The organism is Methylobacterium sp. SyP6R (assembly GCF_019216885.1).
Lineage (GTDB): Bacteria > Pseudomonadota > Alphaproteobacteria > Rhizobiales > Beijerinckiaceae > Methylobacterium.
Genome location: NZ_JAAQRC020000001.1, coordinates 1,080,321 through 1,107,314 on the forward strand (window position 1 = coordinate 1,080,321; position 26,994 = coordinate 1,107,314).

26 protein-coding genes are annotated in these 26,994 nt (G+C 70.8%); 12 read left to right on the plus strand and 14 right to left on the minus strand.

Going from position 1 to position 26,994, the window contains the following annotated elements; translation table 11 throughout:
* Window positions 1-99 precede the first annotated feature (99 nt).
* From HBB12_RS04890 to HBB12_RS04905, 4 genes are read right to left on the minus strand one after another with little or no spacing between them, the layout of a single operon-like run.
* Complete coding sequence (locus HBB12_RS04890; protein WP_236988324.1) at window positions 100-1,029, minus strand: VOC family protein; 930 nt, start codon at window positions 1,027-1,029, stop codon at window positions 100-102.
* Complete coding sequence (locus HBB12_RS04895; RefSeq protein WP_236988325.1) at window positions 1,026-1,928, minus strand: SMP-30/gluconolactonase/LRE family protein; 903 nt, start codon at window positions 1,926-1,928, stop codon at window positions 1,026-1,028. The genes HBB12_RS04890 and HBB12_RS04895 overlap by 4 nt, the downstream gene beginning before the upstream one ends.
* Window positions 1,929-1,932: 4 nt before the next feature.
* Entirely contained in the window at window positions 1,933-2,379 is a 447-nt protein-coding gene (locus HBB12_RS04900; RefSeq protein ID WP_236988326.1) for a cupin domain-containing protein, read from the minus strand.
* Entirely contained in the window at window positions 2,376-2,846 is a 471-nt protein-coding gene (locus HBB12_RS04905) for a DoxX family protein (protein ID WP_236988327.1), read from the minus strand. Before HBB12_RS04905 ends, HBB12_RS04900 begins: the two co-directional genes overlap by 4 nt.
* Window positions 2,847-2,994: 148 nt before the next feature.
* On the opposite strand from HBB12_RS04905, the gene HBB12_RS04910 reads away from it, so the two are divergent.
* A complete protein-coding gene (locus HBB12_RS04910; protein WP_236988328.1) occupies window positions 2,995-4,566 on the plus strand; it encodes a GMC oxidoreductase in 1,572 nt (523 codons plus the stop codon).
* Window positions 4,567-4,837: 271 nt separating this feature from the next.
* Here HBB12_RS04910 and HBB12_RS04915 read toward each other — a convergent pair whose 3' ends face one another.
* The 3 genes from HBB12_RS04915 to HBB12_RS04925 all read right to left on the minus strand — a co-directional run bounded on the left by HBB12_RS04915 (window position 4,838) and on the right by HBB12_RS04925 (window position 7,695).
* The gene (locus HBB12_RS04915; protein WP_236988329.1) at window positions 4,838-5,737 is read right to left on the minus strand and encodes a LysR family transcriptional regulator; all 900 of its coding nucleotides are present in this window, start codon (window positions 5,735-5,737) and stop codon (window positions 4,838-4,840) included.
* Window positions 5,738-5,850: 113 nt separating this feature from the next.
* Window positions 5,851-6,441: a glutathione S-transferase family protein gene (locus HBB12_RS04920; RefSeq protein WP_236988330.1), complete on the minus strand. Its 591-nt coding sequence runs from the start codon at window positions 6,439-6,441 to the stop codon at window positions 5,851-5,853.
* A 15-nt stretch (window positions 6,442-6,456) separates the two neighbouring features.
* Entirely contained in the window at window positions 6,457-7,695 is a 1,239-nt protein-coding gene (locus HBB12_RS04925) for an ABC transporter substrate-binding protein (RefSeq protein WP_236988331.1), read from the minus strand.
* 308 nt (window positions 7,696-8,003) lie between these two features.
* Here HBB12_RS04925 and HBB12_RS04930 point away from each other — a divergent pair, with 308 nt between their 5' ends.
* Window positions 8,004-9,209 (plus strand): iron-containing alcohol dehydrogenase, encoded by a 1,206-nt coding sequence (locus tag HBB12_RS04930; protein WP_236988332.1) that lies wholly within the window; start codon window positions 8,004-8,006, stop codon window positions 9,207-9,209.
* 435 nt (window positions 9,210-9,644) lie between these two features.
* Window positions 9,645-9,995, plus strand: a complete 351-nt coding sequence (locus HBB12_RS04935; protein WP_236988333.1) for a porin family protein — start codon at window positions 9,645-9,647, stop codon at window positions 9,993-9,995.
* 4 nt (window positions 9,996-9,999) lie between these two features.
* On the opposite strand, the gene HBB12_RS04940 is transcribed toward HBB12_RS04935, so the two are convergent.
* The 3 genes from HBB12_RS04940 to HBB12_RS04950 are packed head-to-tail and all read right to left on the minus strand — an operon-like array spanning window position 10,000 to window position 11,979.
* Entirely contained in the window at window positions 10,000-10,485 is a 486-nt protein-coding gene (locus HBB12_RS04940; protein WP_236988334.1) for a hypothetical protein, read from the minus strand.
* The gene (locus tag HBB12_RS04945) at window positions 10,478-10,816 is read right to left on the minus strand and encodes a rod-binding protein (protein ID WP_236988335.1); all 339 of its coding nucleotides are present in this window, start codon (window positions 10,814-10,816) and stop codon (window positions 10,478-10,480) included. The genes HBB12_RS04940 and HBB12_RS04945 overlap by 8 nt, the downstream gene beginning before the upstream one ends.
* A 44-nt stretch (window positions 10,817-10,860) precedes the next feature.
* Window positions 10,861-11,979 carry a flagellar basal body P-ring protein FlgI gene (locus HBB12_RS04950; RefSeq protein WP_236988336.1) on the minus strand — a complete coding sequence of 373 codons (1,119 nt, stop codon included), beginning with the start codon at window positions 11,977-11,979 and terminating at the stop codon, window positions 10,861-10,863.
* A gap of 237 nt (window positions 11,980-12,216) precedes the next feature.
* On the opposite strand from HBB12_RS04950, the gene HBB12_RS04955 reads away from it, so the two are divergent.
* The 4 genes from HBB12_RS04955 to dksA all read left to right on the plus strand — a co-directional run bounded on the left by HBB12_RS04955 (window position 12,217) and on the right by dksA (window position 15,755).
* Window positions 12,217-12,633, plus strand: coding sequence for a flagellar assembly protein FliX (locus tag HBB12_RS04955; RefSeq protein WP_236988337.1), 417 nt, complete (start codon window positions 12,217-12,219; stop codon window positions 12,631-12,633).
* Window positions 12,634-12,756: 123 nt separating this feature from the next.
* A complete protein-coding gene (locus HBB12_RS04960) occupies window positions 12,757-14,133 on the plus strand; it encodes an MBOAT family O-acyltransferase (protein ID WP_236988338.1) in 1,377 nt (458 codons plus the stop codon).
* 13 nt (window positions 14,134-14,146) lie between these two features.
* Complete coding sequence (locus HBB12_RS04965; RefSeq protein WP_236988339.1) at window positions 14,147-15,175, plus strand: hypothetical protein; 1,029 nt, start codon at window positions 14,147-14,149, stop codon at window positions 15,173-15,175.
* A 160-nt stretch (window positions 15,176-15,335) separates the two neighbouring features.
* Entirely contained in the window at window positions 15,336-15,755 is a 420-nt protein-coding gene (dksA, locus tag HBB12_RS04970; RefSeq protein WP_236988340.1) for an RNA polymerase-binding protein DksA, read from the plus strand.
* Window positions 15,756-16,359: 604 nt separating this feature from the next.
* On the opposite strand, the gene flgH is transcribed toward dksA, so the two are convergent.
* The 4 genes from flgH to flgF are packed head-to-tail and all read right to left on the minus strand — an operon-like array spanning window position 16,360 to window position 19,727.
* Window positions 16,360-17,097, minus strand: coding sequence for a flagellar basal body L-ring protein FlgH (gene flgH / locus HBB12_RS04975; protein WP_236988341.1), 738 nt, complete (start codon window positions 17,095-17,097; stop codon window positions 16,360-16,362).
* Window positions 17,098-17,110: 13 nt separating this feature from the next.
* Window positions 17,111-18,178 carry a flagellar basal body P-ring formation chaperone FlgA gene (gene flgA / locus HBB12_RS04980; RefSeq protein WP_236988342.1) on the minus strand — a complete coding sequence of 356 codons (1,068 nt, stop codon included), beginning with the start codon at window positions 18,176-18,178 and terminating at the stop codon, window positions 17,111-17,113.
* On the minus strand, window positions 18,175-18,966 hold the full coding sequence (gene flgG / locus HBB12_RS04985) for a flagellar basal-body rod protein FlgG (RefSeq protein ID WP_048466000.1): 792 nt from the start codon (window positions 18,964-18,966) through the stop codon (window positions 18,175-18,177). The genes flgA and flgG overlap by 4 nt, the downstream gene beginning before the upstream one ends.
* 14 nt (window positions 18,967-18,980) lie before the next feature.
* Window positions 18,981-19,727: a flagellar basal-body rod protein FlgF gene (flgF, locus tag HBB12_RS04990; protein ID WP_236988343.1), complete on the minus strand. Its 747-nt coding sequence runs from the start codon at window positions 19,725-19,727 to the stop codon at window positions 18,981-18,983.
* A gap of 266 nt (window positions 19,728-19,993) precedes the next feature.
* Here flgF and fliL point away from each other — a divergent pair, with 266 nt between their 5' ends.
* The 5 genes from fliL (at window position 19,994) to HBB12_RS05015 (ending at window position 26,941) form a co-directional block, all read left to right on the plus strand.
* Window positions 19,994-20,512 carry a flagellar basal body-associated protein FliL gene (gene fliL / locus HBB12_RS04995; RefSeq protein WP_236988344.1) on the plus strand — a complete coding sequence of 173 codons (519 nt, stop codon included), beginning with the start codon at window positions 19,994-19,996 and terminating at the stop codon, window positions 20,510-20,512.
* Between the two features lie 27 nt (window positions 20,513-20,539).
* Entirely contained in the window at window positions 20,540-21,754 is a 1,215-nt protein-coding gene (gene fliM, locus HBB12_RS05000; RefSeq protein ID WP_236988345.1) for a flagellar motor switch protein FliM, read from the plus strand.
* A 37-nt stretch (window positions 21,755-21,791) separates the two neighbouring features.
* Window positions 21,792-22,388: a DUF6468 domain-containing protein gene (locus HBB12_RS05005; protein ID WP_442919228.1), complete on the plus strand. Its 597-nt coding sequence runs from the start codon at window positions 21,792-21,794 to the stop codon at window positions 22,386-22,388.
* 314 nt (window positions 22,389-22,702) lie between these two features.
* Window positions 22,703-23,422: a MotE family protein gene (locus HBB12_RS05010; RefSeq protein WP_236992666.1), complete on the plus strand. Its 720-nt coding sequence runs from the start codon at window positions 22,703-22,705 to the stop codon at window positions 23,420-23,422.
* A gap of 102 nt (window positions 23,423-23,524) precedes the next feature.
* Window positions 23,525-26,941 (plus strand): hypothetical protein, encoded by a 3,417-nt coding sequence (locus HBB12_RS05015; protein ID WP_236988346.1) that lies wholly within the window; start codon window positions 23,525-23,527, stop codon window positions 26,939-26,941.
* Window positions 26,942-26,994: the final 53 nt, after the last annotated feature.

The window sequence follows — 26,994 nt, forward strand, 5'->3', positions numbered from 1 at the left end:
CGATCTGTTCAATACTTGATCTGTTCAATAGAGGCGTAGCGCATCTCCCCTCTCCCACACGGGAGAGGGGCTCCCGCACTTCATTGATTTCACAACCGATCAGTCGGAAGTCGTGTCACCCGCCATCAGCCACACGAGATGCCCGTCCGGGTCGCGCAGCAGCGCGTCTAGGCCGCCGCCGGGCCGCGGGACCGGCCCCCGCGACACGAGCCGCCCGGCATGAGCGGCGCAGGCCGCCGCCACGCCGTCGCCATTGCTCATTGCGATCACCAGCCGGGTCGCCGCAATATCGCCGGGCGCGAGGTCCGAGGCCGACCGAGAAAAGTCACCGCGGTAGCACAGCAATTCGACATGGGGCGGCCGCCCGTCCGGGAACCCGAGGCCCGTCACCTCGACCACAGGGTCGGCGACTGCGTCGAGGCGAGCCTGTTCCGGCCCGGTATTGAGCGAGCGCGACACCACCCGCAGCCCGAGGGATTCGTAGAAGGCGACGCTGCGGGCGGTGTCGGTGACCGAGATCGCCGAATGGTCGAGGCCGAGGCAGGGGTCGCCGGTCTCGCGCCCGCGCCAGGCCTCGGGCATGGCCTCCGGCGGAAAGGCGAGCAATTCGAGGGGATGTCCCTCGGGATCGCGGAACTTGAACGCCGTCACGCCGCCGGACGAGACGGGCAGCCGCACCGGACCGTCGGTCGAGATCGGTCGCCAGCCCGGATGCGCCGACAGGCGACGATGCGCCGCCGCCATGTCGGAGACGATGATGGCGCAGTGCTGGAACAGCGGGCTGTAACCCGGCACCTCGCCCGGAGAGGGCCGGCCGGAGGGGGTCACCGCCACGAGATCGAGGGGCTGGTCGCCGAGGCGTAACGGGACGGTCTGCGCCCGCGCCCCAGGCAGGCCGGCCACGGCGGCAAAATCCGCGGCCGGCGGCGCCGCGCCGTCGGTGAAGCCCAGAGCCCCACGGTAGAACGCCGCCAGGCGCCCCGGATCGACCGAGTTCAGGGCGATGCGGGCGAGGCGGAGCGCGCTCACGGCGTCTGTACCCCGCGCCGGTCGAGGAAGATCGCGTACAGCGTGTGCGAGCCGCCGATGAACAGCCGGTTCTTGGTCGGGCCCCCGAAGGTGATGTTCGAGACCCGGTGCGGCACCAGGATCTTGCCCATCAGCTTGCCCTCGGGGCTGATGCAGTGGACCCCGTCCGCCGCGCTCGACCAGACGTTGCCGTCCTCGTCGACCCGCATCCCGTCACAATAGCCGGGCGAGATCGTGTGGAAGACGTCGCCGCCCGACAATGCCCCGTCGGGCGCGACGTCGAAGACGCGGATGTACTGGCGCGGGTTCGGCTTCGACTGGTCGCCGGTCTCGGCGACGTAGAGCCGGCGCTCGTCGGGCGAGAAGGCGAGGCCGTTCGGCCCGTCGAAATCACCCGCCATCACCTGGATCTCGTTCGTCCGCGGATCGAAGCGGTAGAGGGCCGGCGGCTGCTCCGAGTGTTGGCGCCCGCCCTCGTAGTCGTTCGAGATGCCGTAGACCGGATCGCTGAACCAGATCGTCCCGTCCGACTTCACCACCACGTCGTTCGGCGAATTCAACCGCTTGCCGGCATGGCGCTCGACCAGCGTGGTGACCGTTCCATCGTACTCGGTGCGATAGAGGCAGCGGCCGCGATGCGAGCAGGCGATCAGCCTTCCCTCCCGGTCGCGGGTCTGGCCGTTGGCGTAGTTCGACGGCTCCCGGTAGACCGAGAAGCCCGCGCCCTCGATCCACCGCATGGTGCGGTTGCGCGGCAGGTCCTGGAACAGCAGGCAATCGGCATCGCCCATCCAGACCGGCCCCTCGATCCAGCGGAAGCCGGAGCCGAGTTCTTCCAGCGGCGCGTTGCCCAGGATGTAGTGCTTGAAGCGCTCGTCGTGGATCTCGAACCCGTCCATGGCGTCACCGGAACCGGCAGGCCGCGCCCGTGGTCGGGGGCTTGTCGTACTGGACGATCATCAGCACGGCGGGCTCGTTCCCGATCGTGCCGGAGCGGTGGCCCTTCTTGCCGTCGACCTCGCGGACGTTCTGGTCCTCGCCGAACGAGATCTCGCCCGGTCCCATCTCGACCCGCGTGCCGTCCATCGATTCGACGAACCAGCGGCCCGAGAGCGGGATGATCCATTGCGGCTTCGGGTTCGGGTGCCAGTCGCCGGTCCAGCCGACCGGCTGCACGGTCACGAACACGGTGGCGCCGTCATGGGTCTTCTGGCCCTGCCATTGCGGCGGGGCCGGCGGCGACATCGATTTCTCCTCGAACTCGGTGAAGGCGCAAAGGGTCTGGTGGCTCACCCCGTCCTCGTCGGCCCAGAGGTGCCAGTAGGGAACGGTCGGCTTCTGATCGCTCATCGGGCGGTCTCGCTGATTCTGTAGGGCTTCGACGAGGCGAAGGGGTGTGAGACGAAGCTCTCCACGGTGCTCGCCCCGGTGCCGAAGGTGACGAGCAGAAACCCGCCGGCGAGCGCGAGGTTCTTCCAGAAGTCCCAGAAAAGCTCGCGTCCCTTGCCGCCGGACCAGAAATCGCCCGGCTTCCAGAACTGCTTCCACAGCAGCGCGGTGACGCCGCAATAGCCGGCGAGGATGAACGCGGCGAGGCGGTCGGCGATGCCCGTGAGGATGCCGAGCGACATCACGATCTCGACGAACAGGCCGGCGAGGATCAGCGCCGTCGCCGGAGCGGTGGCGTGCACCGCCTGTTTCGCCTGGCCCACCGCCCCGCGGAAGTTCAGGATCTTGTCGAGCGCGCTGAACGGCAGGAAGAGCATCACCAGGAGGAGCCTGACCCCGAACGCGACCGCGATGCTGAAACTTGCCATCCGCCCGTGACCCCGCTGCCCTGTTTCGCGCTGCAAAAACCTAACTGGAGCGGGTCGACGTTCGCGCCAGCCCCGCCATATCCGCCTCGCACGGGCGAGGCGCCTTACGTCATCCCGCGGCTTTTTCGCAGAGGAGGGGACCCCGCCGATGAGCGAGAACCGGCACTACGACGTCGTCATCGTCGGCTCGGGGCCCGGCGGCGGCACCATGGCCTGGCGGCTGGCCCAGACCGGCAAGCGCATCCTGCTGCTCGAGCGCGGCGATTACCTGCCGCGGGAGCGGGAGAACTGGGACAGCCAGGCGGTCTTCGTCGACGCCCGCTACCAGGCGCCGGAGACCTGGTACGGCGCCGACGGGTCGAGCTTCCATCCCGGCCTGCACTATTTCGTCGGCGGCAACAGCAAGGTCTACGGCTCGGTCCTGTTCCGTCTTCGTGAAAAGGATTTTTATGAGATCCGCCACCCGGACGGCATCTCGCCGGAATGGCCGGTGAAGTACGACGTATTCGAGCCCTATTACCAGGCGGCGGAGGAACTCTATTACGTCCACGGCCTGCGCGGCGAGGACCCGACCGAGCCGCCGTCGAAAAAGCCCTACGCCTACCCGCCGGTCACCCACGAACCGCGGATCCAGGAGCTGTTCGACGGCCTCAAGCGCGAGGGGCACCACCCGTTCCACCTGCCGGTCGGCGTGCGGCTGGAGGAACGGAACGGCAAGCCGCTCCCGCACTCGGCCTGCATCCGCTGCGATGCCTTCGACGGCTATCCCTGCATCACCAACGGCAAGGCCGATTCGCAGGTGACCTGCGTCGACCCGGCTTTGGCGGCGCACGACAACCTCACGCTGATGACCAACGCTTACGTCGACCGGCTCCTCACCGATCCGGCCGGCCGGACGGTCACCGGCGTCGAGGTGAAACGCGGCGAGGCGACCGAGGTCTTCACCGGCGACATCGTGGTGGTGGCCTGCGGCGCGCTCTCCTCGGCGCTGCTCCTGTTGCGCTCAAGCAACGATGCCCATCCGCAGGGGCTGGCCAACCGCTCAGGGCAAGTGGGCCGCAACTACATGCGGCACAACAATTCGACGGTGCTGGCGATCTCCCGCACCCCGAACCCGACCAAATTCCAGAAGACGCTCGGCCTCAACGACTTCTATTTCGGCGCCGACGACTGGGAGTTTCCGCTGGGCCACATCCAGATGGTCGGCAAGTCGGACGGGGTGCAGATCCACGGCGAGGGGCTGCCGGGCTTCCTGCAATGGTTTCCGGAAAAGCCGTTCGACTGGCTCGCCAAGCATTCCCTCGATTTCTGGCTCACCACCGAGGACCTGCCGATCCCGCAGAACCGCATCTTCTACGACAGTGGAAAGGTGCGGCTCGACCTGACGCAGACCAACGAGGAGGCCCTGCACCGGTTGAAGGCCAAGCTGCGCGACCTCTGCTCCAAGCTCGACATCCACCCGCACCTGTTCGACCGCTCACTCTATCTCGGCAAGGACGTGCCGATCGGCGGCACCGCCCACCAGGCCGGCACGCTCCGCTTCGGCCCCGATCCCACGACATCGGTCCTCGACCTCGACTGCAAGGCGCACGAGCTCGACAACCTCTACGTCACCGATGCGAGCTTCTTCCCGTCGATCGGCGCCGTGAACCCGACGCTGACCATCATCGCGAATTCGCTGCGGGTGGCGGATCACATCATCGGGCGGTTGGGGGCGTGAGGGGAATTTGTTGGAAGAGGTGCCACTTCTCGTCACGATCCTTCATCCCACCCACGACCTCATCCTGAGGCGTTAGCCGATCGTCGATCGGCTGACCTCGAAGGAGGGCTCCAGGGATCACACAGACTTCCGGAGCCCTCCTTCGAGGCTCCCTGCGGTCGCACCTCAGGATGAGGTCGAGGGTTGGGATGGTGATACAGGGCAAGTCCCGGATCGCCTGCAAAAGAGATCCCGCGCTTGACTGATCTACGAATAGATCAAGAGAACCGGCTCACTCCTCACCCCGCACCCGCGCCAGCACCAGATCGGTAAAAATCCGCGGATGCGGCATCTCCGGCGCCGGCTGGCGCACCAGGGTCATCGGCGCGACCGGGGCCGGACCGGCGATCTCCCGATAGCGGACGCCCTCGGTCGCCAGCCGCGCCATCGAGCGCGGCACGATGGCGAGCGCGATGCCGGTGGCGACGAGATTGACCACCGAGGCGAGCTGCGGCGCGTTCTGGGCGATGTGGGGCGAGAACCCGGCCGCCGCGCAGGCCGCCATGATGCCATCGTAGAGCGCCCGTCCGTTGCGGCGCGGATAGACGATGAAACCTTCGTTGGAGAGGTCCGCCAGACCGACGGGACCGGTTCCGGCGGCCAGGCGATGCGTCGCCGGGAGCGCCACCACCATCGGCTCGTCGAACAGGTGGCGGGCCCACAGATCGTCGACCTCGCCCTCGTCCGGGCGCATGAAGGCAACGTCGACCCGGCCGGCCCGGAAGGCGGCGATGAGGCTCGCGGTCGTCTCTTCCAGCAGCTCGACCTGCACGTCCGGATGGGCGCTGCGGTAGTCGCGGATCGCCCCGGTCACCAGGGGGTGGAACGAGGCCGAGGAGGTGAAGCCGATGCGGATCCGGCCGACATCGCCGGTCGCGATGCGCCGGGCTCGGGTCGTGGCGGCCTCGACCGCGACGAGCACCGCGCGGGCATCCTCCGCGAAGGCGCGGCCCGGCTCGGTCAGCGCCACCCCGCGCGACAGGCGCTGGAGCAGGGCGGTGCCGATCTCGGTCTCGAGGCTCTTGATCTGGTGGCTCAACGCCGGCTGCGCGATGTTCAGCCGCTCCGCCGCCCGGGTGATGCTGAGATCGTCGGCCACGGCGACGAAGTAGCGAAGGTGGCGAAGCTCCATCGCGCCGGTATCCCCCCGATCCCCGGCCCTCGCGGCGGCTGCCGGAACATCGTCCGAGAGCCTAACGATAGCGGAGGTTCGGGGGGACCGCATGGGGCAAGAGAGAAGAGGGCTTATCCGCGCGGCACGGTGTCCCGCACCGACGGACGATCCGCTTGCGCATCGCGGAAGGCCGCGACGTTCGGGCACAGCTCGCGCCATTCGTGATCGGGGAAGCGGAAGACCAGGTAGTCGAGGGCGGTGATCGCGGCGATCGCCGGCAGACCGAACGGCTCCCGGACCCCGTCGAAGACCGCATCGAGGCGCCGCAGGCCCTCCCGCATGGTGCGGAAGCGCTTGGTGCCGACGAGACCGGCATCGAAATCCGGCGCCGACTTGCGGCCGATGATCACCGCCACCGCGGCATCGAACACCCCGATCGCCAGTCCTGCCGCCGAGAGCGCCTTCGGCCCGCCCGCCACCACCGCCGGCGTCGTGCCGACCGCGTCGAGATGGGCGAGGATCAGCAGCGCTTCCGTCAGCCGGGCGCCGTCGTCGGTGACCAAAGTCGGCACGCGGCCGGCCGGGTTGGCGTCGAGGAAGGCCGGGTCGTCGGCCCAGGCATCGACGAAGGTGGTGTCGGTGGCCTCGTTCAGGCCCTTCTCGATCAGCGCCATGCGGACGATGCGCACGAAGGGCGAGGTCGGGTTGGCGTAGAGCTTCATCGCGAAAGGCTCCGATCAGCCGGCGGTGGTCAGGGGGCAGCCGCTCTTGTCGGCCGGGGTGAACAGCGTGTCGCCCGGGATCGTCTCGATGACGCGGTAGAGATCGGCCTTGCTCTTCGACTCCTTCGGGCTCTTCACCTCGACCAGCATCATGTCCATCACCACCCGGCCGTTCGCCTGGATGCGCGGCTTGCCGTAGAAGCCGTCGTCGATCGGCAATTCCTTCATCGCCTTGTTGACGGCGGCCGCGTCGTCGGTGCCGGCCTTCTCGACGGCGCGCAGGTAGTGGCGCACCGAGGAATAGGCGGCGGCGTGGCCCATGGTCGGCACCACGTTGCCGTTGCGGGCCATCAGGCGCCTGGCCCAGGCGCGGCTGGCCTCGTTGGCGTCCCAGTAGAAGTTCACCGCCATGCGGATCCCTTGCGCCGCGTCGAGGCCGAGCGCCACGGTGTTGTTGGTGAAGACCAGCATCGCCACCACCTTCGAGGTGATGCCGAATTCCCGCGCCTGCTTGATGGTGTTGACGAGGTCCGGCCCGGCATTGGCGAGCCCGATCACGTCGGCGCCCGATGATTGCGCCTGGATCAGCTGCGAGGAGAGATCGGTGGCCCCGAGCGGATGGCGGATCTCGCCGACCACCGTGCCGCCCGCCGCCTTCACCGCCTTGCCGGCATCCGCCGCGAGGCCATGGCCGAACACGTAATCGGCGGTGATGAAAGTCCACTTCTTGCCGCCGCCCTGCACCACGGCGCCCGCCACCGCGTTGGCGAGCTCGCCCGTCGAGGGCACCCATTGCGTGCCGTAGGGCGAGCAGCCGGGGCCGGAGAATTGCGAGGCGTAGCCGCCGGTCACCATCGTGGTGATCCTGCGCTCCTTGGCATAGGCCTGGACGCCCAAGCCCACCGAGCTGGCGCCGCCGAGGACGAAGGCGGTGACGCCGCGCTGGTCGACGAGCTGGCGGGCGAGGCCCGACCCGATATCGGGCTTGTTCTGGTGATCGACGCCGATCACCTCGATCGGTCGGCCCAGCACCTTGCCGCCGACATCCTCGGCGGCCATCGTGGCGGCGAGTACCATGTTCGGCCCGCCATTGCCGGAATACATCCCCGACAGATCCTCGATCACGCCGATGCGAAGCGGCGTCTCGGCGGCCAGCGCAGGGGTGATCGATGGGGCCGTGAGCGTCGCGGCGAGCAGGCCGGCGACGGCGAGGCGTCGCGTCGGGGACGTGTGGGACATGACCTTGCGGGACATGGGGCGTTTCCTCGATGGGCGGCACCGCCCTTCTGGCGCCCGGCGAGGGGCGTCGGAGCGATGTTCGATGATGGTCGTTCTATCGCGCCCCGATCCCATCGCCGTCCAATAGTTTGCGCATCGCCCCGCCATCGTTTCCCGATATGGCAGGGCGAGGACCCCCGGGCTGCGGCGCCCCGCCATCGTCGTCGGCTATGGCTCGTGCCCGATCTTTGTATTGGACGGCGCGCCCGCGACCGGGCGACACCGCCGGCACGATCGCGAGGGCCCGACATCACAGGTGCCCCGCTCCCCGAGGAATTGCGCCCATGATCACCAGCTTCTACATGCCGACCCGGATCGTCGCGGGGAACGGCGCCCTCGCCACCATCGGCACGCTCGCCCGCGAGCTGAAGATGACCCGGGTGCTGGTCGTGTCCGATCCGGTGATCTCGGCGCAGGGCTTCCATGCCGAGGCGCTGGCGGCCCTCACGGAGGCGGGAATCGCGGTCTCGCGCTTCGACGAGTGCGGGATCGACGCGCGCTGCTCGCACATCGACGACCAGGGCGAGCGGGTGCGCCGCGATGGGCTCGACGGCGTCGTGTGCATCGGCGGCGGCTCGGTGATGTGCACCGGCAAGGGCATCGCCATCGTGGCGACGAACCGTAAGCCCATGGCGGAATGCACCGGGGTCGGGCAGTTCGACCGCAAGGCGCTGCCGATGATCATGGTGCCGACCACCGCCGGCTCCGGCTCGGAGGTGTCGCAATGGACCATCGTCAAGGACGAGGTGCGCCACCTCAAGCTCCTGGGCGGCGGGCCGCTCAGCTTCCCCGACGCGGCGATCCTCGATCCCGTGACCTTGCGCTCGCTGCCGATGCACGTGGCGGCGCTGCCCGCCGTCGACGCCCTGACCCACGGCGTCGAGGCCTATTTGAGCGGCATTGCCTCGCCGCTCACCGACGCGGTGGCGCTCGCGGCCGTGCGGCTCCAGGCCGCCTCCTTGCGCGCCTCGATCAACTCGGACGACGACCGCGCCCGCGAGGACAACCTGGTCGCCTCCTGCATGGCCAACATCGCCTGCGGCAATGCCCGCCTCGGCCACGGCCACGCCCTGTCGCTGCCGCTCGAGGGCCATCTCGACCTGCCCCACCCCTACGGCGTCGGGGTGCTGCTGCCGCACGTCGTGACGTTCAACCTCGCGGTGCTGCCGGCCAAGGTGCGTCCGCTGGCCGAGGCCCTGGAGGTCGAGACCGCGGGCCTGTCGCGCCAGGAGATGATCGCATCTTGCGCCGAGGCGATCCGGGCGCTCTACGCCGATATCGGCTTTCCCACCCGCTTCACCCCCGAGCAGCTGCCCCGCGACCGGGTGCGCGAGATGGCGCTGCGCGCCGTGCCGGGCCTCTATGCCGGCATCGCCGCCAAGGATTTCGACCCCGCCAGCGCCAACGACCGCACGATCATCGCCAGCCCAGCGGCGCGGAAGATGACAGTGAGGCAGGCGGAGGAGATTTTCGGGCTTTGCGTGGGGTGAGGCGTCATAAGATCAACCCGCACAAGAAGAGACGCGAGATCTTCCCTTTCCTCGCAGATGCAGGTCTGCTCAGGACGAAAATGGCGCGGGTTTCCCCTCTCCCCGCGGGCGGGGAGAGGGCTGTGTTCCCGTTCAGGGAATACAGCAAGCGGAGGCGCAGCCGCAGCGAGGGTGAGGGGGGTGTCGACGAGCGAGACTCCTCCGGCATCACCCCCTCACCCTCGCGGCGAACCTGCGGTTCGACGCTCCCTGAGCCCCTTCGGAGCTCAGGCCTCTCCCCGCCCGCGGGGAGAGGGGAAGCCCGCGCCTTTTCCTTTCCCGAACAGCCGTGCCGACCGTGAGGAGAGGAACGGCGCGCCGCCCCCTGTGCCCCCCACGCCCTGGCGAACCAGCCCGCACCATGCTTCTCTCCACCTCGAACGGGAGGGCGGGAGCATGCGCACGACATCGATGATCCTGGCGGCGGCCGGTCTCTTCGCGGCTGCCTTCACGATTTTGCCGGCCCACGCGCTCGACATCCGCGATCTTCCCATCGCCAAGGCGCCCGAGACCTGCCCGCACGAAGGCCCCGGCTTCCTCCGCTTCACCCCCGGAGGTCCCTGCACGCGGATCAGCGGCCGGGTGCGGGCCGAGGCGGGCACGCCGGTTCCCGCCCGCCCGGGGGCCGGGCTCGACGGGGCGGCGCGCGGCGTGGTCAGCGGCTCCGGCCGGGTCGCGATCGATACCCGGACGGAGACCGGGTACGGCCCGGCCCGGGCCTATATCCGCCTCGGCACCAGCCACTGAACCGTCACAGGCTACGCGACAGCACCAGGGGCGCGCTGCGGCGGTGTCCGTAAGGGGAGGGGGCGGGCCGTGTGCCGTAGCCCTTCGGCTCGGTGCTGCGGGTCAGCTCCGTCGAGAGGTTGCGCAGCAGCCCTTCCGAGACCGACCGGGCGGTGGCCAGCACCGCCTGGTTGGCCGCCACGACCTCCGAGAACCGGCCATGCGCCTCGCGCAAGCTCGCGATGCCCTCGGGGGCGAAGCGGGCCAGCGCCACGGCATTCGCCTTCACCGCCTGGAGGCCCCGGAGATAGGCGCCGGCGAGCGCGGTCTTCTGCGGCGCCTCGGCCAGGCCCTCGGCGAGGCGCCCGACCCGGATATGGTCGCTCTCGCGCCCGAGCAGGATCTCCAGCTCGCGCATCGTGGTCAGCGTCTCGGCGACCAGGCGCTCGGCGGCCGCGGCGTCGGTGACCTGAGTGTTGGTGACCGGGGCGGGACGGGCGGTCTCAGCCATGGGCTCCTCCCTGGAGGCGGATCATCTCGCGCATCACCTGGTCGCCGATGCCGATGCCGCCGCTCTGCACGATCGACTGGGCGTATTCCTTGTTGAGCATCGAGCGGTAGACGCCGCCGCCGGTGCCGTTCTGGCCGAGCGGCCCGTCGGTGCCCTCCGAGCGGTTGAGCACGTCGAGGCTCTGCTCCAGGAACATCGACTCGAAGTCCTTGGCGGTCTTCTGCATCTTGAGCGTGTCGGCCGACGGCGCCGGGCTGGGCGAGACCGCACCGGCCAGGGCCTGGCCGACCGCCAGGCCGGCGGAGGCCGCGAGGGAAGCGAGGGGGAACATCGGACGGACCTCGGGCTGTGAGGAAGGGAAAGAGGTGGCTCGCGTCACATCACTTCGATGTCGGCCTGGAGCGCGCCGGCGGCCTTGATCGCCTGGAGGATCGAGATCAGGTCGCGCGGGCCGATGCCGAGCGCGTTGAGCCCGTCGACCAGTTCGCGCAGGGTGACGCCCTCCTTGACCAGGGCGAGCTTGTTCTTCTCGCCGGCATCGACCTTCAGCGCGGTGCGCGGCACCACCACGGTCTCGCCGTTGGAGAACGGCGCCGGCTGGCTCACCTGCGGCTGCTCGGTGATGGTGACGGTGAGGTTGCCCTGCGCCACCGCCACGGTGGAGACCCGCACGTCGCGGCCCATCACGATGATGCCGGAGCGCTCGTCGACCACCACCCGGGCCGCCTGGTCGGGCTCGACCTTCAGCTGCTCGACCTCGGTCAGCAGCCGGATCATGTTGCCCTGGTAGCGCGGCGGCACCTGCAGGGTGACGGTAGAGGGGTCGGTCGGCTCGGCGGTGTCGGCGCCCATGAAGTCGTTGATCGCCGCGGCGATCCGCTTCGAGGTGGTGAAGTCGGGGTTGCGCAGCGACAGGCGCAGGCACTTCTGCTCGTTGAGCTTGAAGGCGATCTCGCGCTCGATCACCGCCCCGTTGGCGATGCGCCCGTTGGTCGGCACGCCGCGGGTGATCTTGGCCGCGTCGCCCTCGGCCTGGAAGCCCGCGATGGCGAGCGAGCCTTGCGCCACCGCATAGGCCTCGCCGTCGGCGGCGAGCAGCGTGGTGACGAGCAGCGTGCCGCCCTGGAGCGACTTGGCGTCGCCGAGCGACGACACCGTCACGTCGATCCGCGTCCCTTGCGCCGCGAAGGGGGGGAGGTTAGCCGTCACCATCACGGCGGCGAGGTTGGCGGTCCGCATGGTGGCGCCGCGGGTATTGACCCCGAGCCGCTCCAGCATCGCCTGCACCGATTGCTTGGTGAAGGGCGCGTTGTTCAGCGTGTCGCCGGTGCCGTTGAGGCCGACGACGATGCCGTAGCCGACGAGCTGGTTGATCCGCATGCCCTCGACGCTGGCGAGGTCCTTCACCCGCGACAGGGCGAGGGCGGGCTGCGCGGCCACGAGGGCCAGGGGGAGGAGAGCCAGGAAGGCAAGGACGAGGAGGCGAAGGCGCATGGCGGGGTCCCGAAACTCGAGGAACCGAATTGCCAGGACCGTGCCAGTGCCCGAGATCGGCGTAAGCCTCTGGTAAGGTTACCGATCCGTTTCCCGCACCCCGCGCCGGCGGCCGATCCGGACCCGGTCGATTTCGTCCCGGCGGCAAGATCTGCCGCCTCGTTTACGGCGCATTCACCATACCCGGGCGAGGTTTGGGGTGCGAACAGTGAAACCTGTGACCCGGACCCAGACCTCATGCGCGTCGACACACGCCTCGCGGCCGCTCCCCTGTCGGGAGCCGGTTCGCGCACCCTGCCGGCAGGCGGCGTGTTCACCCTCGGGCTGGAGGGCGCCCGCGGGCCGGTGAGCGCCGGCAGCGCGATGCCGCTCGCCAGCCTGAGCGCCATCCTGACCCTCCAGGGCCAGGACGAGATCGCCGCCGACCGCCGCCGCCGGGCGACGAAGCGCGGCCACGACCTCCTCGACGCCCTCGACCGCCTCAAGGCCGCGCTCCTCGGCGGCCGGGTCGCCGTGAGCGACCTGAAGGCCATCGCCGCCCGCCTCGCGGAGCGCAACGGCAGCACCGGCGATCCCCGCCTCGACGACCTCCTCGCCCATATCGAGCTGCGGGCGCAGGTGGAACTGGCAAAGATCGAGATGGCGGGGAAGTGAGGGGCGCAGCAGGTCGAGGGGGCTGGCGGCCGTTGACGCCCACACCCCGATCTCCCACAACGGCGCCCGCTTGAAGACCTGCGGCCTTGATGTGGCCGCACGACCCGCGTCACCCCGGCCGCGATGCTGTTCAACTCCTTCCCGTTCCTCCTCGGCTTCCTGCCGGTCGCCCTCGTCCTCCACGCGCTCGTGGCCCTGCACCGGCCGGGCTGGCGGCTGCCGCTGCTGGTCTTGCTCTCGCTCGTCTTCTACGGCTGGTGGGATCCGCGCTTCGTGCCGCTGCTCATGGCCTCGATCGGGCTGAACTGGCTCGTCGCGCGCTGGTTCGGGCAAAGCCGCGCCGCGCTCCTGGTCCCGCTCGCCATCGCGGCGAACCTCGCGGTGCTGGCCCTGTTCAAGTATGCGGGGTTCCTTGCCGGCCTCGCGGCACTCCTGCCGGGGCTCCACGACTTAAGCAGGCCGAGCCTGGCGCTCCCGCTCGGCATCTCGTTCTTCACCTTCCATCACGTGATGTACCTGACCGACCTGCGCGCCGGCCGGGCGCCGCAGATGAATCTCACGCGCTACGCCCTCTACATCGCGTTCTTCCCGCAGGTGCTCGCCGGGCCGCTGGTGCGCTGGAGCGAGATCCTCCACCAGTTCGACGAGAAACCCTATGCAAGGCCGGACGCCGCCGAGCGCTTCGGTCGCGGCCTGATGCTGCTGTGCATCGGGTTGGCCAAGAAGGTCTTCCTCGGCGATCCGCTCGCGGCCTATGCCAACCCGGTCTTCGAGGCGGCCGCCGCCGGCAAGGTGGTGAGCGTCGCGGAGGCCTGGCAGGGCACGCTCGCTTTCACGTTCCAGATCTATTTCGACTTCTCGGGCTATACCGACATGGCGCTCGGCCTCGCGCTGCTGTTCGGGATCGTGCTGCCGCAGAACTTCGACGTGCCCTACCGCGCCACCTCGCTGCGGGACTTCTGGCGGCGCTGGCACATGACCTTGTCGCGCTTCCTGCGCGACTACCTCTACATCCCGTTCGGCGGCAACCGCCGGGGCTTGAGCGTCCAGGTCGCCGCCTCGTTCGCCACCATGACGCTCGGCGGGTTGTGGCACGGCGCCGGCCTCACCTTCGTCGCCTGGGGGGCGGCGCACGGGGCGGGCCTCGGAATCGTCACCCTGTGGCGAAGAGCCGGCCTGCGGATGCCGGCTCTCCTCGGCTGGGCGCTGACCTTCGCTTTCGTCGCCCTGACCTGGGTGCTGTTCCGCGCCACCAGCTTCGAGGCGGCGTTGGCCGTGTTCAAGGGGCTGTTCGGCTTCGCGCCGTCCGGCCACGGCTTCAAGTGGCGGGCCTTCGCGCCCGCCATGCTGGTGGCGCTCGTCGGCCCGACCGCTTGGGCCGCGGTCCATCGCCTGCCGCCGCGGCCGGCCCTGGCGATCGCCTTCGCGGTGCTCCTCGTGGCGGTGCTGCTGCGCATCGGCGACGACGCCAATTACGAGTTCATCTATTTCCAGTTCTGAGGGGGCCGAACCGATGCGCGCCGACCCTCCCGCCCCGACCGAGGCCGCCTGGCGCCGTTTCTCGGTCCGCCTCGTCGCCGCGGCTTCCCTGCTGCTCGCCGGGTATCTCGCGCTGGCGCTCGCGGTCGATCCCTACGATACCGGCCGGCCGCGGCTGCTGGCCCGCGACGGCGTGCGCCCGCAGGGGCCCCGCACCGCCGCGGCGAGCCGGGGGCGCGATCCCGCCTACGAGGCGGCGATCATCGGCAACTCGCACATCCAGCTGATCTCGCCGGCGAATCTGCGGGCGGCCACCGGGATCCCGTTCGTCCAGCTCTCGGTGCCGGGCACCGGACCGGGCGAGCAGCTCATCGTCGCCGATTACTTCCTGCGCCACCATCCGCGGCCACGCGCCCTGGTGATCGGGGCCGATTCCTTCTGGTGCACCGGCGATCCCGCCGTGCCGCCTTTGCGGCCGTTCCCGTCCTGGCTCCTCGCCGAGGACTGGGCGAGCTACCTGCGCGGCCTCCTGCGCATCACCGTCGTCGGGGAGGTCGTCAACCGGATCGGCTGGGCGATGCGCACGGCCCCGCGCCGGGCCGCGCCGGACGGCTACTGGGATTACGAGCCGGACTACCTCGCGCTCGGCGATCCCGACATGCCCGCCCGAGTCGCCTCCCGGGCGAAAGCGGCCCCGGACGACCCCGATCCGGGGGAGGGCGGGCCCGGTTTCCCGGCCGCCGCCCGCCTTCGCGCCCTCACCGACCGGCTGCCGCCGGAGACGGCACTCGTCCTGGTCTTCCCGCCGGTCTTTGCCGCCACGCAGGCCAGGCCCGGCACGCCCCGGGCGACGGCGGAAGCGTCCTGCCGCGCCGCGCTCGCGGCCGCGGTGGCGCCGCGGGGCCGGATCGTCGACTGGTCCGGCGACCGGCCCGAACTGCACGATTCGCGCCTGTTCTTCGATGCCAGCCATTACCGCCAGCCCCTCGCCCGGCGTCTGGAATCGGACATCGTGGCGGCGATCGAGGGCCCGGCGCCCGGTGCAGATACCCCAAGACCGTGACACGATTGCAGCAGGGTGCCGCCGTCCCCTGGTCCGGTCCTTGCGTGTCGCTGCAGGGACATTGTGGTGTCGTGCAGCCTCTATTATAGGGCTGCGCAAAGTGGGTTGCGGCCATGATGTCGGCTGCGGTCAGGACAACAGCGATTTTCCGAGGGGCGGGATGGCGAAGATCGTGATCGAGGAGGGCTATGCCCCCAGTGACGCCGAGCCCTTCATGAACGAGCGTCAGCGGGAGTATTTCCGCCGCAAGCTCCAGGGGTGGAAGCAAGACATTCTGCGCGAGGCCCAGGACACGCTGGTGGCGTTGCAGAGCGAGAACGAGAATCACCCTGACCTGACCGACCGCGCCTCGTCCGAAACCGACCGGGCGATCGAATTGCGGGCTCGCGACCGGCAGCGCAAGCTGATCGCCAAGATCGATTCGGCCCTCGCCCGGATCGAGGACGGCTCCTACGGCTATTGCGAGGAGACCGGCGAGCCGATCTCCCTCAAGCGCCTGGAGGCCCGGCCGATCGCGACCCTGTCGCTGGAAGCCCAGGAACGCCACGAGCGCCGGGAGCGGGTGTACCGGGACGATTGAGGGCGGCGCGCCGCCAACCCTCCCCCCTCTGCGGGCTAGCATGTTCACACATCTCGGTTTGAGCGCTTTTCCCTCAAAGGTAGCGCGCCTCTCCTCCCCAGGCGATCTCGGGCTTGCCCGAGATCGCTCAAGCTTGTGGGGAGGAGTTGGAGGTGGGGGTGGTGCCGGAGGAGACTCAGCGGTGCCTCCTGCACCACCCCCACCCCTAGCCCCTCCCCACAAGGGGGAGGGGAAAGCGCGCACCTTTACAGGGGGTTAGCTCTCTGAGGAGAAGTGTGAATCCGCTAGCCTCTACGGGGGAGGGTGGCGAGCGGAGCGAGCCGGGAGAGGGGCAGCGCGACGCTGTTCCAGGGGGCGCCCGGCAGAACGGTGTCACCATATCCGGAACCGTGGTTCCCCTCTCCCGCCCCGCATCCGCGGGGCACCCTCCCCCGCAGAGGGGGGAGGGTTGAAGCGCTGCATCCGCAGCGCTTTTTCTTTTTGCCACCGGAATTTCGGCACCAAAAACGAGAGCGGCCCCGGCGGGGAGAGCCGGGGCCGCGCCGCGTCCGGGCGGCTCAGGGGGGAGCGTGCCGCCCGGTGCGGGATCCGTGGCAACCGCTCGTCAGAACGGCAGCACGATATCCAGGAATTGCTGGCCGTAGCGCGGCTGCTGCACGTCGGTGATCTGGCCGCGGCCGCCATAGGCGATGCGGGCCTGGGCGATCTTGCTCGAATCGATGGTGTTGTCGGACTCGATGTCCTCCGGCCGCACCACGCCGCCGACGATGAGTTCGCGCACCTCGAAGTTGATGCGGATCTCCTGGCGGCCTTCCAGCACCAGGTTGCCGTTCGGCAGCACCTGCGTGACGATCGCCGCCACGCTGGTGGTCACCGTCTCGGCCCGCTGCACCGAGCCGGCGCCGTCGTTCGAGGTGGTGGCGTCGGTGGTGAGCATCTTCGCCGGGTCCATGCCGGCGAGCAGCTTGCTCTTCGTCTCGAGGCCGAACGCGTTCGGCATCCCGAACGATTCGCTGTTCGAGCGCGAGCGCTTGGTCTCGTTGTTGAGGTTCGCCTTGTCGGTGACGTTGATCTTCACTGTCACGAGGTCGCCGACCTTGGCGGCGCGCTGGTCCTTGAAGAAGGCGCGCGAGCCGGTGCGCCAGAGCGAGTTCGAGGCGTAGGAGACCGGCTGGACGTCCGGCATCGGCAATCGCACCGGGCGGTAGCCGGGCTGCGCGGTCGGGTCGTCGATCGCCGACAGAGCCGGCGTCGCGCCGATCTGGGTGAGGCGGTCGGCGGTGTTGCAGCCGGCGAGCAGCGCGGCCGTGAGGCCGACCATGGCGAGGCGAGCGAGGATCATCGTAAAAATCCCCTCACGGCCGGGCCGAGGCGAGGCGGGCGGCCGGGGCCGCCGCCGTCACCGGCATGATCGGCGCCACGGTGACGCGGCCGGGGCCGATCACGGTGGCCTGGATCACCTTCTTGGAGACCGGGTTGACCACCCCGATCACCGCGCCGAGCGGCCCGCCGTCGCGGGCCTGACCGCGCAGCGACAGAGCCACGCCCGGGGTCTCGTACACGATGGTGACCGACTCGCCGCGGGCGACGAGGTCCGGCCGACTCAGCTCGCCGGCGCGGAGCGCCGTGCCGGCGCCGAGCGGTCGCTGCGCCACCTGGCCGATGAAGGCGGCGGCATCCGCCGCGCTATCGGCCGGCAGGCCCTCGCGCGGGCGGCGCTCGACCGCGATGTCGGGGGCCGACAGGGTCTCGCCCCGGTTGATCGCCCGGGTCAGCACCGCGACGTCGGCCATCTCGACGATCTGGCCCGACACCCGCAGCGAGGCCTGGCGCTCGCCCACCACCACCAGGGCGGAGACCCGGCGGCTGCGGGGATCGTAGGTCACTTCCTGGGCGGTGACCGCGGCATTGAGCTCCGGCGGCACAGTCAGCACCGGCGGCTCGCCCTCGAAGGCGATCGTGACGGAGCCGGCCTCGAGGCCGCGGACCTTGGCGAGCGCCGCCTTCACCGCGCCCTCGATCTCCGGGGCGGCGATGCGGCGGGCCGCGCGCTGCACCGAGATCTGGAGCCGGCCGCCGCTCTCCGGCGCGTCGAGCCCGAGCCCGGCCGTCGCCTCGACGATGCGCCGGACCTGGATCGTGCCGGAGGTGCCGAGCGCCGGCGCCCGGAACAGGGCCTTCTGGGCCAGCGCCGGCGGCGCCCCGGCGACGAGGTCGCCGAGGGTAATGACGTCGCGCTCGGCGGTGATGTCGCCCTTGAGCGAGAGGCGCTCGCCGGCGAGCACCGGCAGGGTGAGGAGGCCGAAAGCCAAGAGCGTCAGCGCGGTGCGCGACAGGATGCCGGGCCCGAGCAGCGCGCGGCGGGCCTCGGGAACCGCGGGGACGTGGACGACGGGAGCGAGGTCGATCATCGGGGCGCTCATCCGCGGAACATCTGCGAGGTGGTGGAGAGCATCTGGTCGGCGGCGGTCACGACCTTCGAGTTCATCTCGTAGGCGCGCTGCGCGGCGATCAGCGAGGAGATCTCCGAGACCGCGTTGACGTTGGCCTCTTCGAGGTAGCTCTGCTGCAGGTTGCCGAACCCGTCGGTGCCGGGATTGCCGGTGATCGGCGGGCCCGAGGCCAGGGTCTCGACGAACAGGTTGTCGCCGATCGATTCCAGGCCGACCTTGTTGACGAACCGGGCCATCTGGATCTGGCCGAGATTCTGCGGCGCGGTCTGGCCGGGGATCGTCGCCTGGACGATGCCCGAGGCGCTTATCGTGACGCTGGTGGCGTTGTTCGGCACCGTGATGTTCGGATTCATCAGGTAGCCTTCGCGGGTGACGATCTGCCCCTGCGCATCGAGGTCGAACGAGCCGTCGCGGGTATAGGAGGTCCGCCCGTCCGGCATCGTGACCTGGAAGAAGCCCTCGCCGCGCACCGCGATGTCGTAGGTCTTCTCGGTCGAGGTGAGGGTGCCCTGCGACATCACCCGGGCGGTCGAGGTGGTCTTGACGCCCGAGCCGATGGCGAGGCCCGCCGGCAGCTGGTTGTTCTGGTCCGAGGTCGCGGTGCCGGCCCGGCGCAGGTTCTGGTAGAGCAGATCCTGGAAATGCGCCTGCTGGCGCTTGTACCCGGTGGTGCGCAGGTTCGCGATGTTGTTCGAGATGACCTGGACGTTGAGTTCCTGGGCCGCCATGCCGGTGGCGGCGGCGTAGAGCGCGCGCATCGATCAGGCTCCCTTTACGCGTTGCCGACGTCGGCGAGGCGCTGGATCGCCTGGCCGCGTAAGGAATCGAGCCGCGAGACCGTGTCGGAGACGAGCTGGTAGGTGCGGTTGACCTCCAGCATCCGGCTCATCGCGAGCACAGGGCGGACGTTCGAGCGCTCGAGCGCGCCGGGCTCGATCCGCCCTTGCGGCCCCGCCGGTTGGGCGGGCGTGTTCGACGCATAGAGGTTGCCGCCGGCATTCGTCAGGCCTTGCGGGTTGGCGAAGGTGACCAGCCGCAGGCGGCCGCGGGTGCCCTGGTTGGTCGAGACGGTGCCGTCCGGCCCGAGCGCCAGCCCGGTCTCCTGCTGGCCGATCTGGATCGGGCCGCCGTCGCCGAGCACCGGGTAGCCGTCGCTCGTCACGATCTGGCCTTGCGGGTTCAGCTCGAAGGCGCCGTTGCGGGTGTAGCGCTCGCCCTGCGGCGTCTGCACCGCGAAGAACGCCTCGCCGCGGATCGCCGCGTTGAGCGGGTTGCCGGTCGGCTCGATCGGCCCCTGCTGCATGTCGAGGGGGGCTGCCGCGTCGATGACGTAGGAGACCTTGCGGTCGGGGCGCTGGAAGGTCTCCGCGCTCGCCTTCGGCATCAGGTATTCCTGGAAGCGCGTCGTGCGCGCCTTGAAGCCCGTCGTGGTGACGTTGGCCATGTTGTTGGCGATGACCTCGAGCTCGCGCCCGAGGGCCATCTGGGACGAGAGCCCGATCAACTGAGCATTCTGCACCGGCTACTCCCCGTCGATGCGTGGTGGCGGGCCACCCCGCTCCCCAGCGGCGGACCCAGCACTCTGATCGCAGGGGCCGTGCCAGGCGGGCCCGAACCGAATTCTGGTGTTATGGCAAATGCTTGGTTAATCGCGGAGCCTGGCCGGACCGGTCGTTTCGTGCCGGCCCGGCAAGTTCGACCGGGCAGAAATTGCCGCCTTAACGCGCCGTTAACCGTCTTCGCACACAGTTCAGTCACGGATTTCCAGGGTGTGGACGGCGGGCGATGGCCAAGAAGCCGAAGAAGGCCCCGACGCCGGAGGGCGACGGGGAAGGCGAGGAGGGGGCGGCCCCGGCCGCAGGCGGCGGCAAGAAGAAGCTCATCATCATCGTCGCGGCTTTTCTGGTGCTGGCGGGTGGCGGGGGCGGCGGCTTCCTGTTCATGCGCAGCCGCGCGGCCCATGCCGAGAAGGCGGCCTCCGAGCAGAAGGTGCCGGTGGCGTTCATGGATGTCCGCGAGATGACCATGAACCTGATGCCCGAGCCCGGGCAGACGCAGCCGCGCTTCCTGAAGCTGAAGGTGGCGCTGGAGGTGCGGGATGCGAAGGTGGCCTCCGAGATCCAGCCGCTGATGCCGCGGGTCGAGGACACGTTCCAGGTCTTCGTGCGCGACCTGCGCGTCGGCGACTTCGAGGCCGCCGGGGGCACCTATCGCCTGCGCGAGGAGCTGCTGCGGCGCGTCAACGTGGCGGTCTATCCCGCCAAGGTCGACGCGGTGCTCTTCAAGGACTTCATCATCCAATAATATCCTCGAGCGGGATGTGGTGCTTCCGTGGCCGGACCTGACGATACCATCGACGACGACGACTGGGCCTCGGCCCTGATCGAGCAGGGCGGGGGCGGCGACGCCTCCCTGGCGGAGGAATGGGGCGCGGCGCTCGCCGAGCAGGGGACCACCACCCAGTCGAACGACATGGCGGCCGAATGGGCCAACATGATCGACGAGGGCGAGTCGGAGAACCTGCCCGAGCTCGCCGGCAACGACCGCATCCTGAACCAGGAGGAGATCGACCAGGTCCTCGGCTTCTCGCTGCGGGAACTCTCGGCCTCGGGCGCGGGCGGCATCCGGGCCATCGTCGATTCGGGCGTCGTCTCGTACGAGCGCCTGCCGATGCTCGAGATCGTCTTCGACCGGATGATCCGGTTGTTGTCGACCTCGTTGCGCAACTTCTTCCAGGACAACGTCGAGGTCACCCTCGACAACATCACCTCGGTGCGCTTCGGCGACTACCTGAACGCGATCCCGCTGCCGACCCTGCTCGGCGTGTTCCGGGCCGATGCCTGGGAGAATTCGGGCCTCGTCACGGTCGAGTCGAACCTCGCCTACTCGACCCTCGACCTGCTGCTCGGCGGCAAGCGCGGCGGCTCCAGCATCCGCCTGGACGGGCGGCCGTTCACGCCGATCGAGATGCAGCTGGTGCGCCGGATGGTCGAGATCATCCTGACCGACCTCGAGGCCTCGTTCCAGCCGCTCTCGCCGGTGCGCTTCCTCATCGACCGGATCGAGACCAACCCGCGCTTCGCCACCATCACCCGGCCGGCCAACGCGGCGATCCTGATCGACCTCAAGCTCGACATGGAAGGCCGCGGCGGCCTGCTCCAGATCCTGTTTCCCTATGCGGCGATCGAGCCGATCCGCGACCTGCTGCTCCAGAGCTTCATGGGCGAGAAGCTCGGCCGCGACCACATCTGGGAAGGCCATCTCGCCACCGAGATCTTCCAGGCCGACGTCGCCGTCGAGGCGGTGCTGCACGAGATGTCGCTGCCGTTGCGCCGGGTGATGAAGCTGGAGGTCGGCGACACCATCATGTTCGACGCCAAGCCCACCGACCTCATCACCCTGCGCTGCGGCGACTGGGCGATGACGCAAGGCCGGATCGGCCGCCTCGACGACAGCATCGCCGTGCAGGTCACCCGTCCCCTGCGCCGCGCCCGTACCACCTTCGCGGCCTTCGAGGCCTCGATGCAGAACCGCAAGGACGGTTGAGCATGTTCCTGTCCCTCTTCCGGAACGAGGCCGCATCGTGAGCCTGATCGTCAGCATCCTGGCCGACCTGCTGGTGGCGGTCCTCCTCGTCGCCTGCATCGCGACCTCGGTCAGCCTCGGCCGCCGCATCACCCGCCTCAAGGGCGACGAATCGGCGATGCGCCAGACCATCGGCGACCTGATGGTGGCGACCGAATCCGCCGAGCGGGCGATCACCGGCCTGCGCACCACGCTCTCCGAGTGCGACCGCACGCTCGGCGAGCGCCTGCGCCTGGCCGAGCGCACCAATGCCGACCTCGCCGCCCAGCTCCAGGCCGGCGACGAGGTGCTGTCGCGCATCGCCCGCATCGTCTCCCAGGCCCGGGCGGCGGTGCCCGGCGAGGCGGCGCAAGCCCCGTTCGCTCAGGCGTTCGCGCAGCAGGCCGAGGCCGCGCCGTCCCCCGCCGCGCCGGCCTACGCCCCTGCGGCGTCCGCGGCCCCATTCGCGCCCGCGGCGCCCGTCGCAACGGCCCATGCCTCCGCCGTGCCCGAGCCGCGGCCGGTCTCCACCGGCGAGCGCCTCGGCGCCGCCGCCGCCGCCGCCCGCGCCCTCAGCGAGCGCGCCCTGAGCCGCCTGCAGGCCCAGGCCGCATGACCCTCGCGCTGCTCCTGCGCCGCTTCGCCGGGCTGCCGCCGAGCGCGGCCCCGGCCGGCGGCCCCGCCGCCGTCGCGGCCGGCACCGCGACGCCCGCCGCTGCGCCCGGGGCAGCGGCACCCGACGCAGCGGCGGCCCAAGCCGTGGCCGCCAAGGTCGCGGCGGCGAAGCTCGCGGCCGCCAAGGCAGCGGCGGCGGCCAAGGTCGCGGCGGCGAACCCCGCCGGCACGCTGCCGGCCACGGTCCCGCAGGCCCCCGTCTCCGTCGCCGTGCTGGTGCAGCGCGTGCTGGCCAACCCCGTCTGGCGCGGGCCGATGATCCGCCTGCGCCTCGTCGATGCCGTGGCGATCGCGGCCGCCGGGCTCCTGCTGCTGAAGGTCCTCGCTCTTCTGGAAGCCGGGCCGTCCACCGGCACCCGCTTCGCCGAGTTCCTGGTGCATGCCCGCTCGGGCTACGAGCCCCTCGACCCGACGGTCACGGGCTCGGTCTCGCCGAAGGAAGCCGCGAAGGAGCCGGCGGCCGCTGCCCCGCCGCAGGAGCCGCGGCCTTCCGCCGAGCCGGTCTCCTCCGAGCGGGCGATCCTGGAAAAACTCGGCGCCCGGCGCGACGCCCTTCAGCAGCGCTCGCGCGACCTCGAGACCCGCGAGCAGCTGATCGAGAATGCCGAGCGCAAGCTCGAGACCCGCATCAACGACCTCAAGTCCCTGGAGCAGAAGGGCGACGACGCCGCGGCCAAGCGCGCCGAGGCGGAGGCCGCCGGCCTCAAGTCCCTGGTGACCATGTACGAGACGATGAAGCCCAAGGAGGCCGCCCGGGTCTTCGATCGCCTGAAGCTCGACGTGCTGGTGCCGGTGGTGGTGGGCATGAACCCGCGCAAGATGGCCGAGGTGCTGGCGGTGATGCAGCCCGAGGCGGCCGAGCGCCTGACCGTGGCGCTGGCCCAGCGCGCCCGCGGCGCCGGCGGTCCGAAAGCCGCGGCCGCCGCCCCGGGCCTGCCGCCCGGCGAGCTGCCGGCGATCGAGGCGTCGCGCTGAAACGGGTCCTCCATAGCCTCGGGGATTCCTGATCCCCCGCCGATTAAGCCCTCATTAGCCCTGTGCCGGCATGGTGCCGTCTCGGGATGACGGGCGGATGCGATGGGTTCGACGGGCAGGAGCCGCCGCGCTGCGGCGCTGATCGCGCTGGCGGCGTTGGCTGCCGGAGCGGGCACGGCCGAGGCGGCGCAGCTCGTGGCGATCCAGGGCAGCGAGCAGAAGAATTTCGGGCGCATCGCGCTCATCTTCGACCACGGCGTGAAGGTGACCGCGAAGGTCACCGGCGGGGTGCTGGTGGTGGGTTTTCGCGAGGCGGTGACCGGGTCGCGCGACCGCCTGGCCGCCGAGATGCCGGCCTACGTGGCGCAGGTCCGCCGCGATCCGGACGGGTCCGGCCTGCGGGTCGCGCTGCAATCCTCCTACAAGGTCAACGTGCTGGAGGCCGGCGAGCGGGTCTTCATCGACCTGTTGCCCGAGGGCTGGACCGGGATGCCGCCGGGCCTGCCGCCGGAGGTGCTGGCCGATCTCAACCGCCGGGCCGAGGAGCTGAGCGAGCGCCTGCGCCGCGAGGCCGCAAGGGGCGCCCGGCGCACCACGCCTCTGCGCCTCGAAGTCGCGCACCTGCCGACCCTGACCCGGCTCTCGGTCCGCCTGCCGAGCGACGCGGAGGTGGGGCTGGAACGGGCCGGGTCCGAGATCCGCCTGCGCATCCCGGGCGCCTACACGATCGAATCCACCGAGGCCCGCGCGGGTTTGCCGCCGGCCGCCAAGGCGCTGACGGCCGAGGCCGGCACGGACGCCGCCCGCCTGACCCTGACGCTGGCCGAGGGCTACGGCGCGGAAGGCTATCGCGAGGACGATTCCTACATCCTCGACCTCGTCAAGCCGGCGGCCAAGAAGTCCGACGACAAGAAGCCGGACGAGCGCAAGCCGGATCCGGTCCCGGCGCCCCCGCCCCGGGCCGATTCCCTGCCGCAGATCGAGGCGCGTCCGCAGGCCGAGGCCCGCGCGCCGGCCGAGCCTCGCCCCGATGCCCCGCCTCGCGCGCAGGCCGAGGCGCCCGCCCCGGCGGAGCCGCCCGCGGCCTCCGGGCCGGTCCAGGCCCGGATCGCCAAGGCGGCCCAAGGCCTGCGGATCGCCTTCCCGTTCGCGGCTAAGCCGCCGGCGGCCCTGTTCGAGCGCGGCGGCATCGCCACCCTGGTCTTCGAGACCACCGCCGCGGTCGCCCTGCCGTCCCTGCCCGCGGGGGCGCCGGCGAGCGTCGTCGAGGGGCCGAAGGCCGAGGGCGCCTTCACGGTGCTGCGGCTACGCCTCGACCAGGGCGTGCTCGCCCAGCTCGCCGCGGGGGAGGGGCAGGGCTGGGACCTGGCGCTCGGCGACGGCAGCCTGCCGGGGGGCGATCTCCTGGCGCCGCAGCGCAGCGCCGATGCCACCGGCAAGCCGGCGGTGGCGGTGCCGCTCGCCCGCCCCGGCGGCGCCCTGTGGCTGGAGCGCGACGGCGAGCGCATCGCCGTGGTGACGGCCCGCGGGCCGCGGCTGACCGCGATGCCGAAGCGCGGCCGCTTCGTCGAGTTCGAGCTGCTGCCGACCCGCCAGGGCGTGGCCGTGCTGGCGGCGGCGGACGACCTCGCGGTGCGCCCCGGCCTCAACGAGGTGACGATCACCCGCCCCGGCGGCCTGTCGGTCTCTCCGACGGTGATCGAGGCACCGGAGGCCGGAGCCCAGGCCGCGTCCTTGATGGTGCAGCCCGATCGCTGGCGCGAGGACCAGCTCGGCGACGTGCGCGCCCGCATCCGCGCCGCGCAAGGAGCCGCCGCCGCGGCCGAGCGGCCGGCCCGCTCCGCCGCGCGCCTCGACCTCGTCCGGGTGCTGCTGGCCAACGACCTCGCGCCCGAGGCGGCCGGCGTGCTGGCCCTGGCGGTGCGGGAGGATCCGCCGCTCGCCGCCCAGCGGCCGGTGCGGCTCCTCTCGGCCATCGCCGCGCTCAGCATGGGCCAGAACGCCCGGGCGGGCGGTTTCCTCACTCCCGACGGCAAGCAGGCGCTCGATCCCGAGTTGCGGCTGTGGCGCGGCGTCGTCGATGCCCGCGGCCGGCGCAGCGCCGCGGCCCTCGCCGCCTTCAAGGCCGGCCTGCCGGTGATCGAGGCCTATCCCGACGATCTGCAGGTGCAGCTCTACCTGACCGCCATGGAGGCCGCCCTCGACGCCAAGGACCCGGCCTTCGTCCAGCGGGCGCTCACCGCGGTGACACCGCTGGCCGAGGCCCCGGCCGCCCGCGACCGGCTGACCTTCCTCAAGGCGCGCTTCGCCGAGGCGATCGGCCAGGAGGGCGAGGCCCGCCGCGCCTACCAGCAGCTCGCCGAGACCGCCCCACCGGCCACCGCCGCCGACGCGACACTGCGGCTGGTCGATCTCGGGCGGGCCTCCGGCACGATGACGCCGGAGACGGCGATCGACCGCCTGGAGCGCCTGACCCTCACCTGGCACGGCGACGCGGAGGCCGAGGCCCTGGCACGGCTCGGCCGGCTCTATGCCGGGATCGGCCGCTGGCGCGACGCCTTCGCGACCGCCCGCAAGGCCAACCGCCTGTTTCCCGATCACCCGGCGACCCGCGGCCTGCACGACGACACGGTGGCGCTGTTCTCCGCCCTGTTCCTGTCGGACAAGGGCGCGAGCCTCGGGAAGATCGAGGCCCTGGCCTTGTTCTACGACTTCAAGGAATTCACGCCGGTCGGCCGCCAGGGCGACGAGATCGTGCGGCGGCTGGCCGACCGCCTGGTCGCCCTCGACCTCCTCGATGCCGCCGGCGACCTCCTGCAGCACCAGGTCGACAACCGCCTCACCGGCGCGGCGCGGGCGAGCGTGGCGGCCAGGCTCGCCACCGTTCGGCTGATGGAGGGCGAGCCGCTCAAGGCCCTGAAGGTTCTGCAGAACACCCGCCTGCCGGAACTGCCGGGGCAGATCCGCGACGCGCGCCTGCTGCTCGAGGCCCGGGCCCTGTCCGATCTCTCGCGCACCGACCTCGCGCTCGAATTGCTCGACGGCAATGCCAGCCCGGAGGCGGCGCATCTGCGCGGCGACATCCTGTGGGGCGCGCGGCGCTGGCGGGAGGCCGGGGAAGCGCACGAGGCCCTGCTCGGCACCCGCTGGCGCGATCCCGGCCCCCTGACCGACCCCGAGCGCAACGACGTGATGCGGGCGGCGATCGGCTACGCGCTCGCCGAGGATCCCCTGAGCCTCGACCGGCTGCGCACGAAATACACCCAGAAGATGGCCGAGAGCCCGGATGCCCGCACCTTCGGCCTCGTCGCCTCGCCGAACGCGCCGGGCACCGCGGCCTTCCGCAGCCTCGTGCGCCAGGCGACCAGCGCCGAGACCCTGACCGATTTCCTGCGCGCCTACCGCACCCGCTACCCCGAGAGCGCCGCACCCGAGCGGCCGAAGCCGAACCCGGACGGAACCCCCGGGGCCGCCCCGGCGCCCGAGGCCCGCGGCGCCGGCGGGCCGTCGCCGGGCTGACGACCCGCGGCTTTCTCCGAGGTCCCGAACGCGGTCATTCGACGGCGACAGCC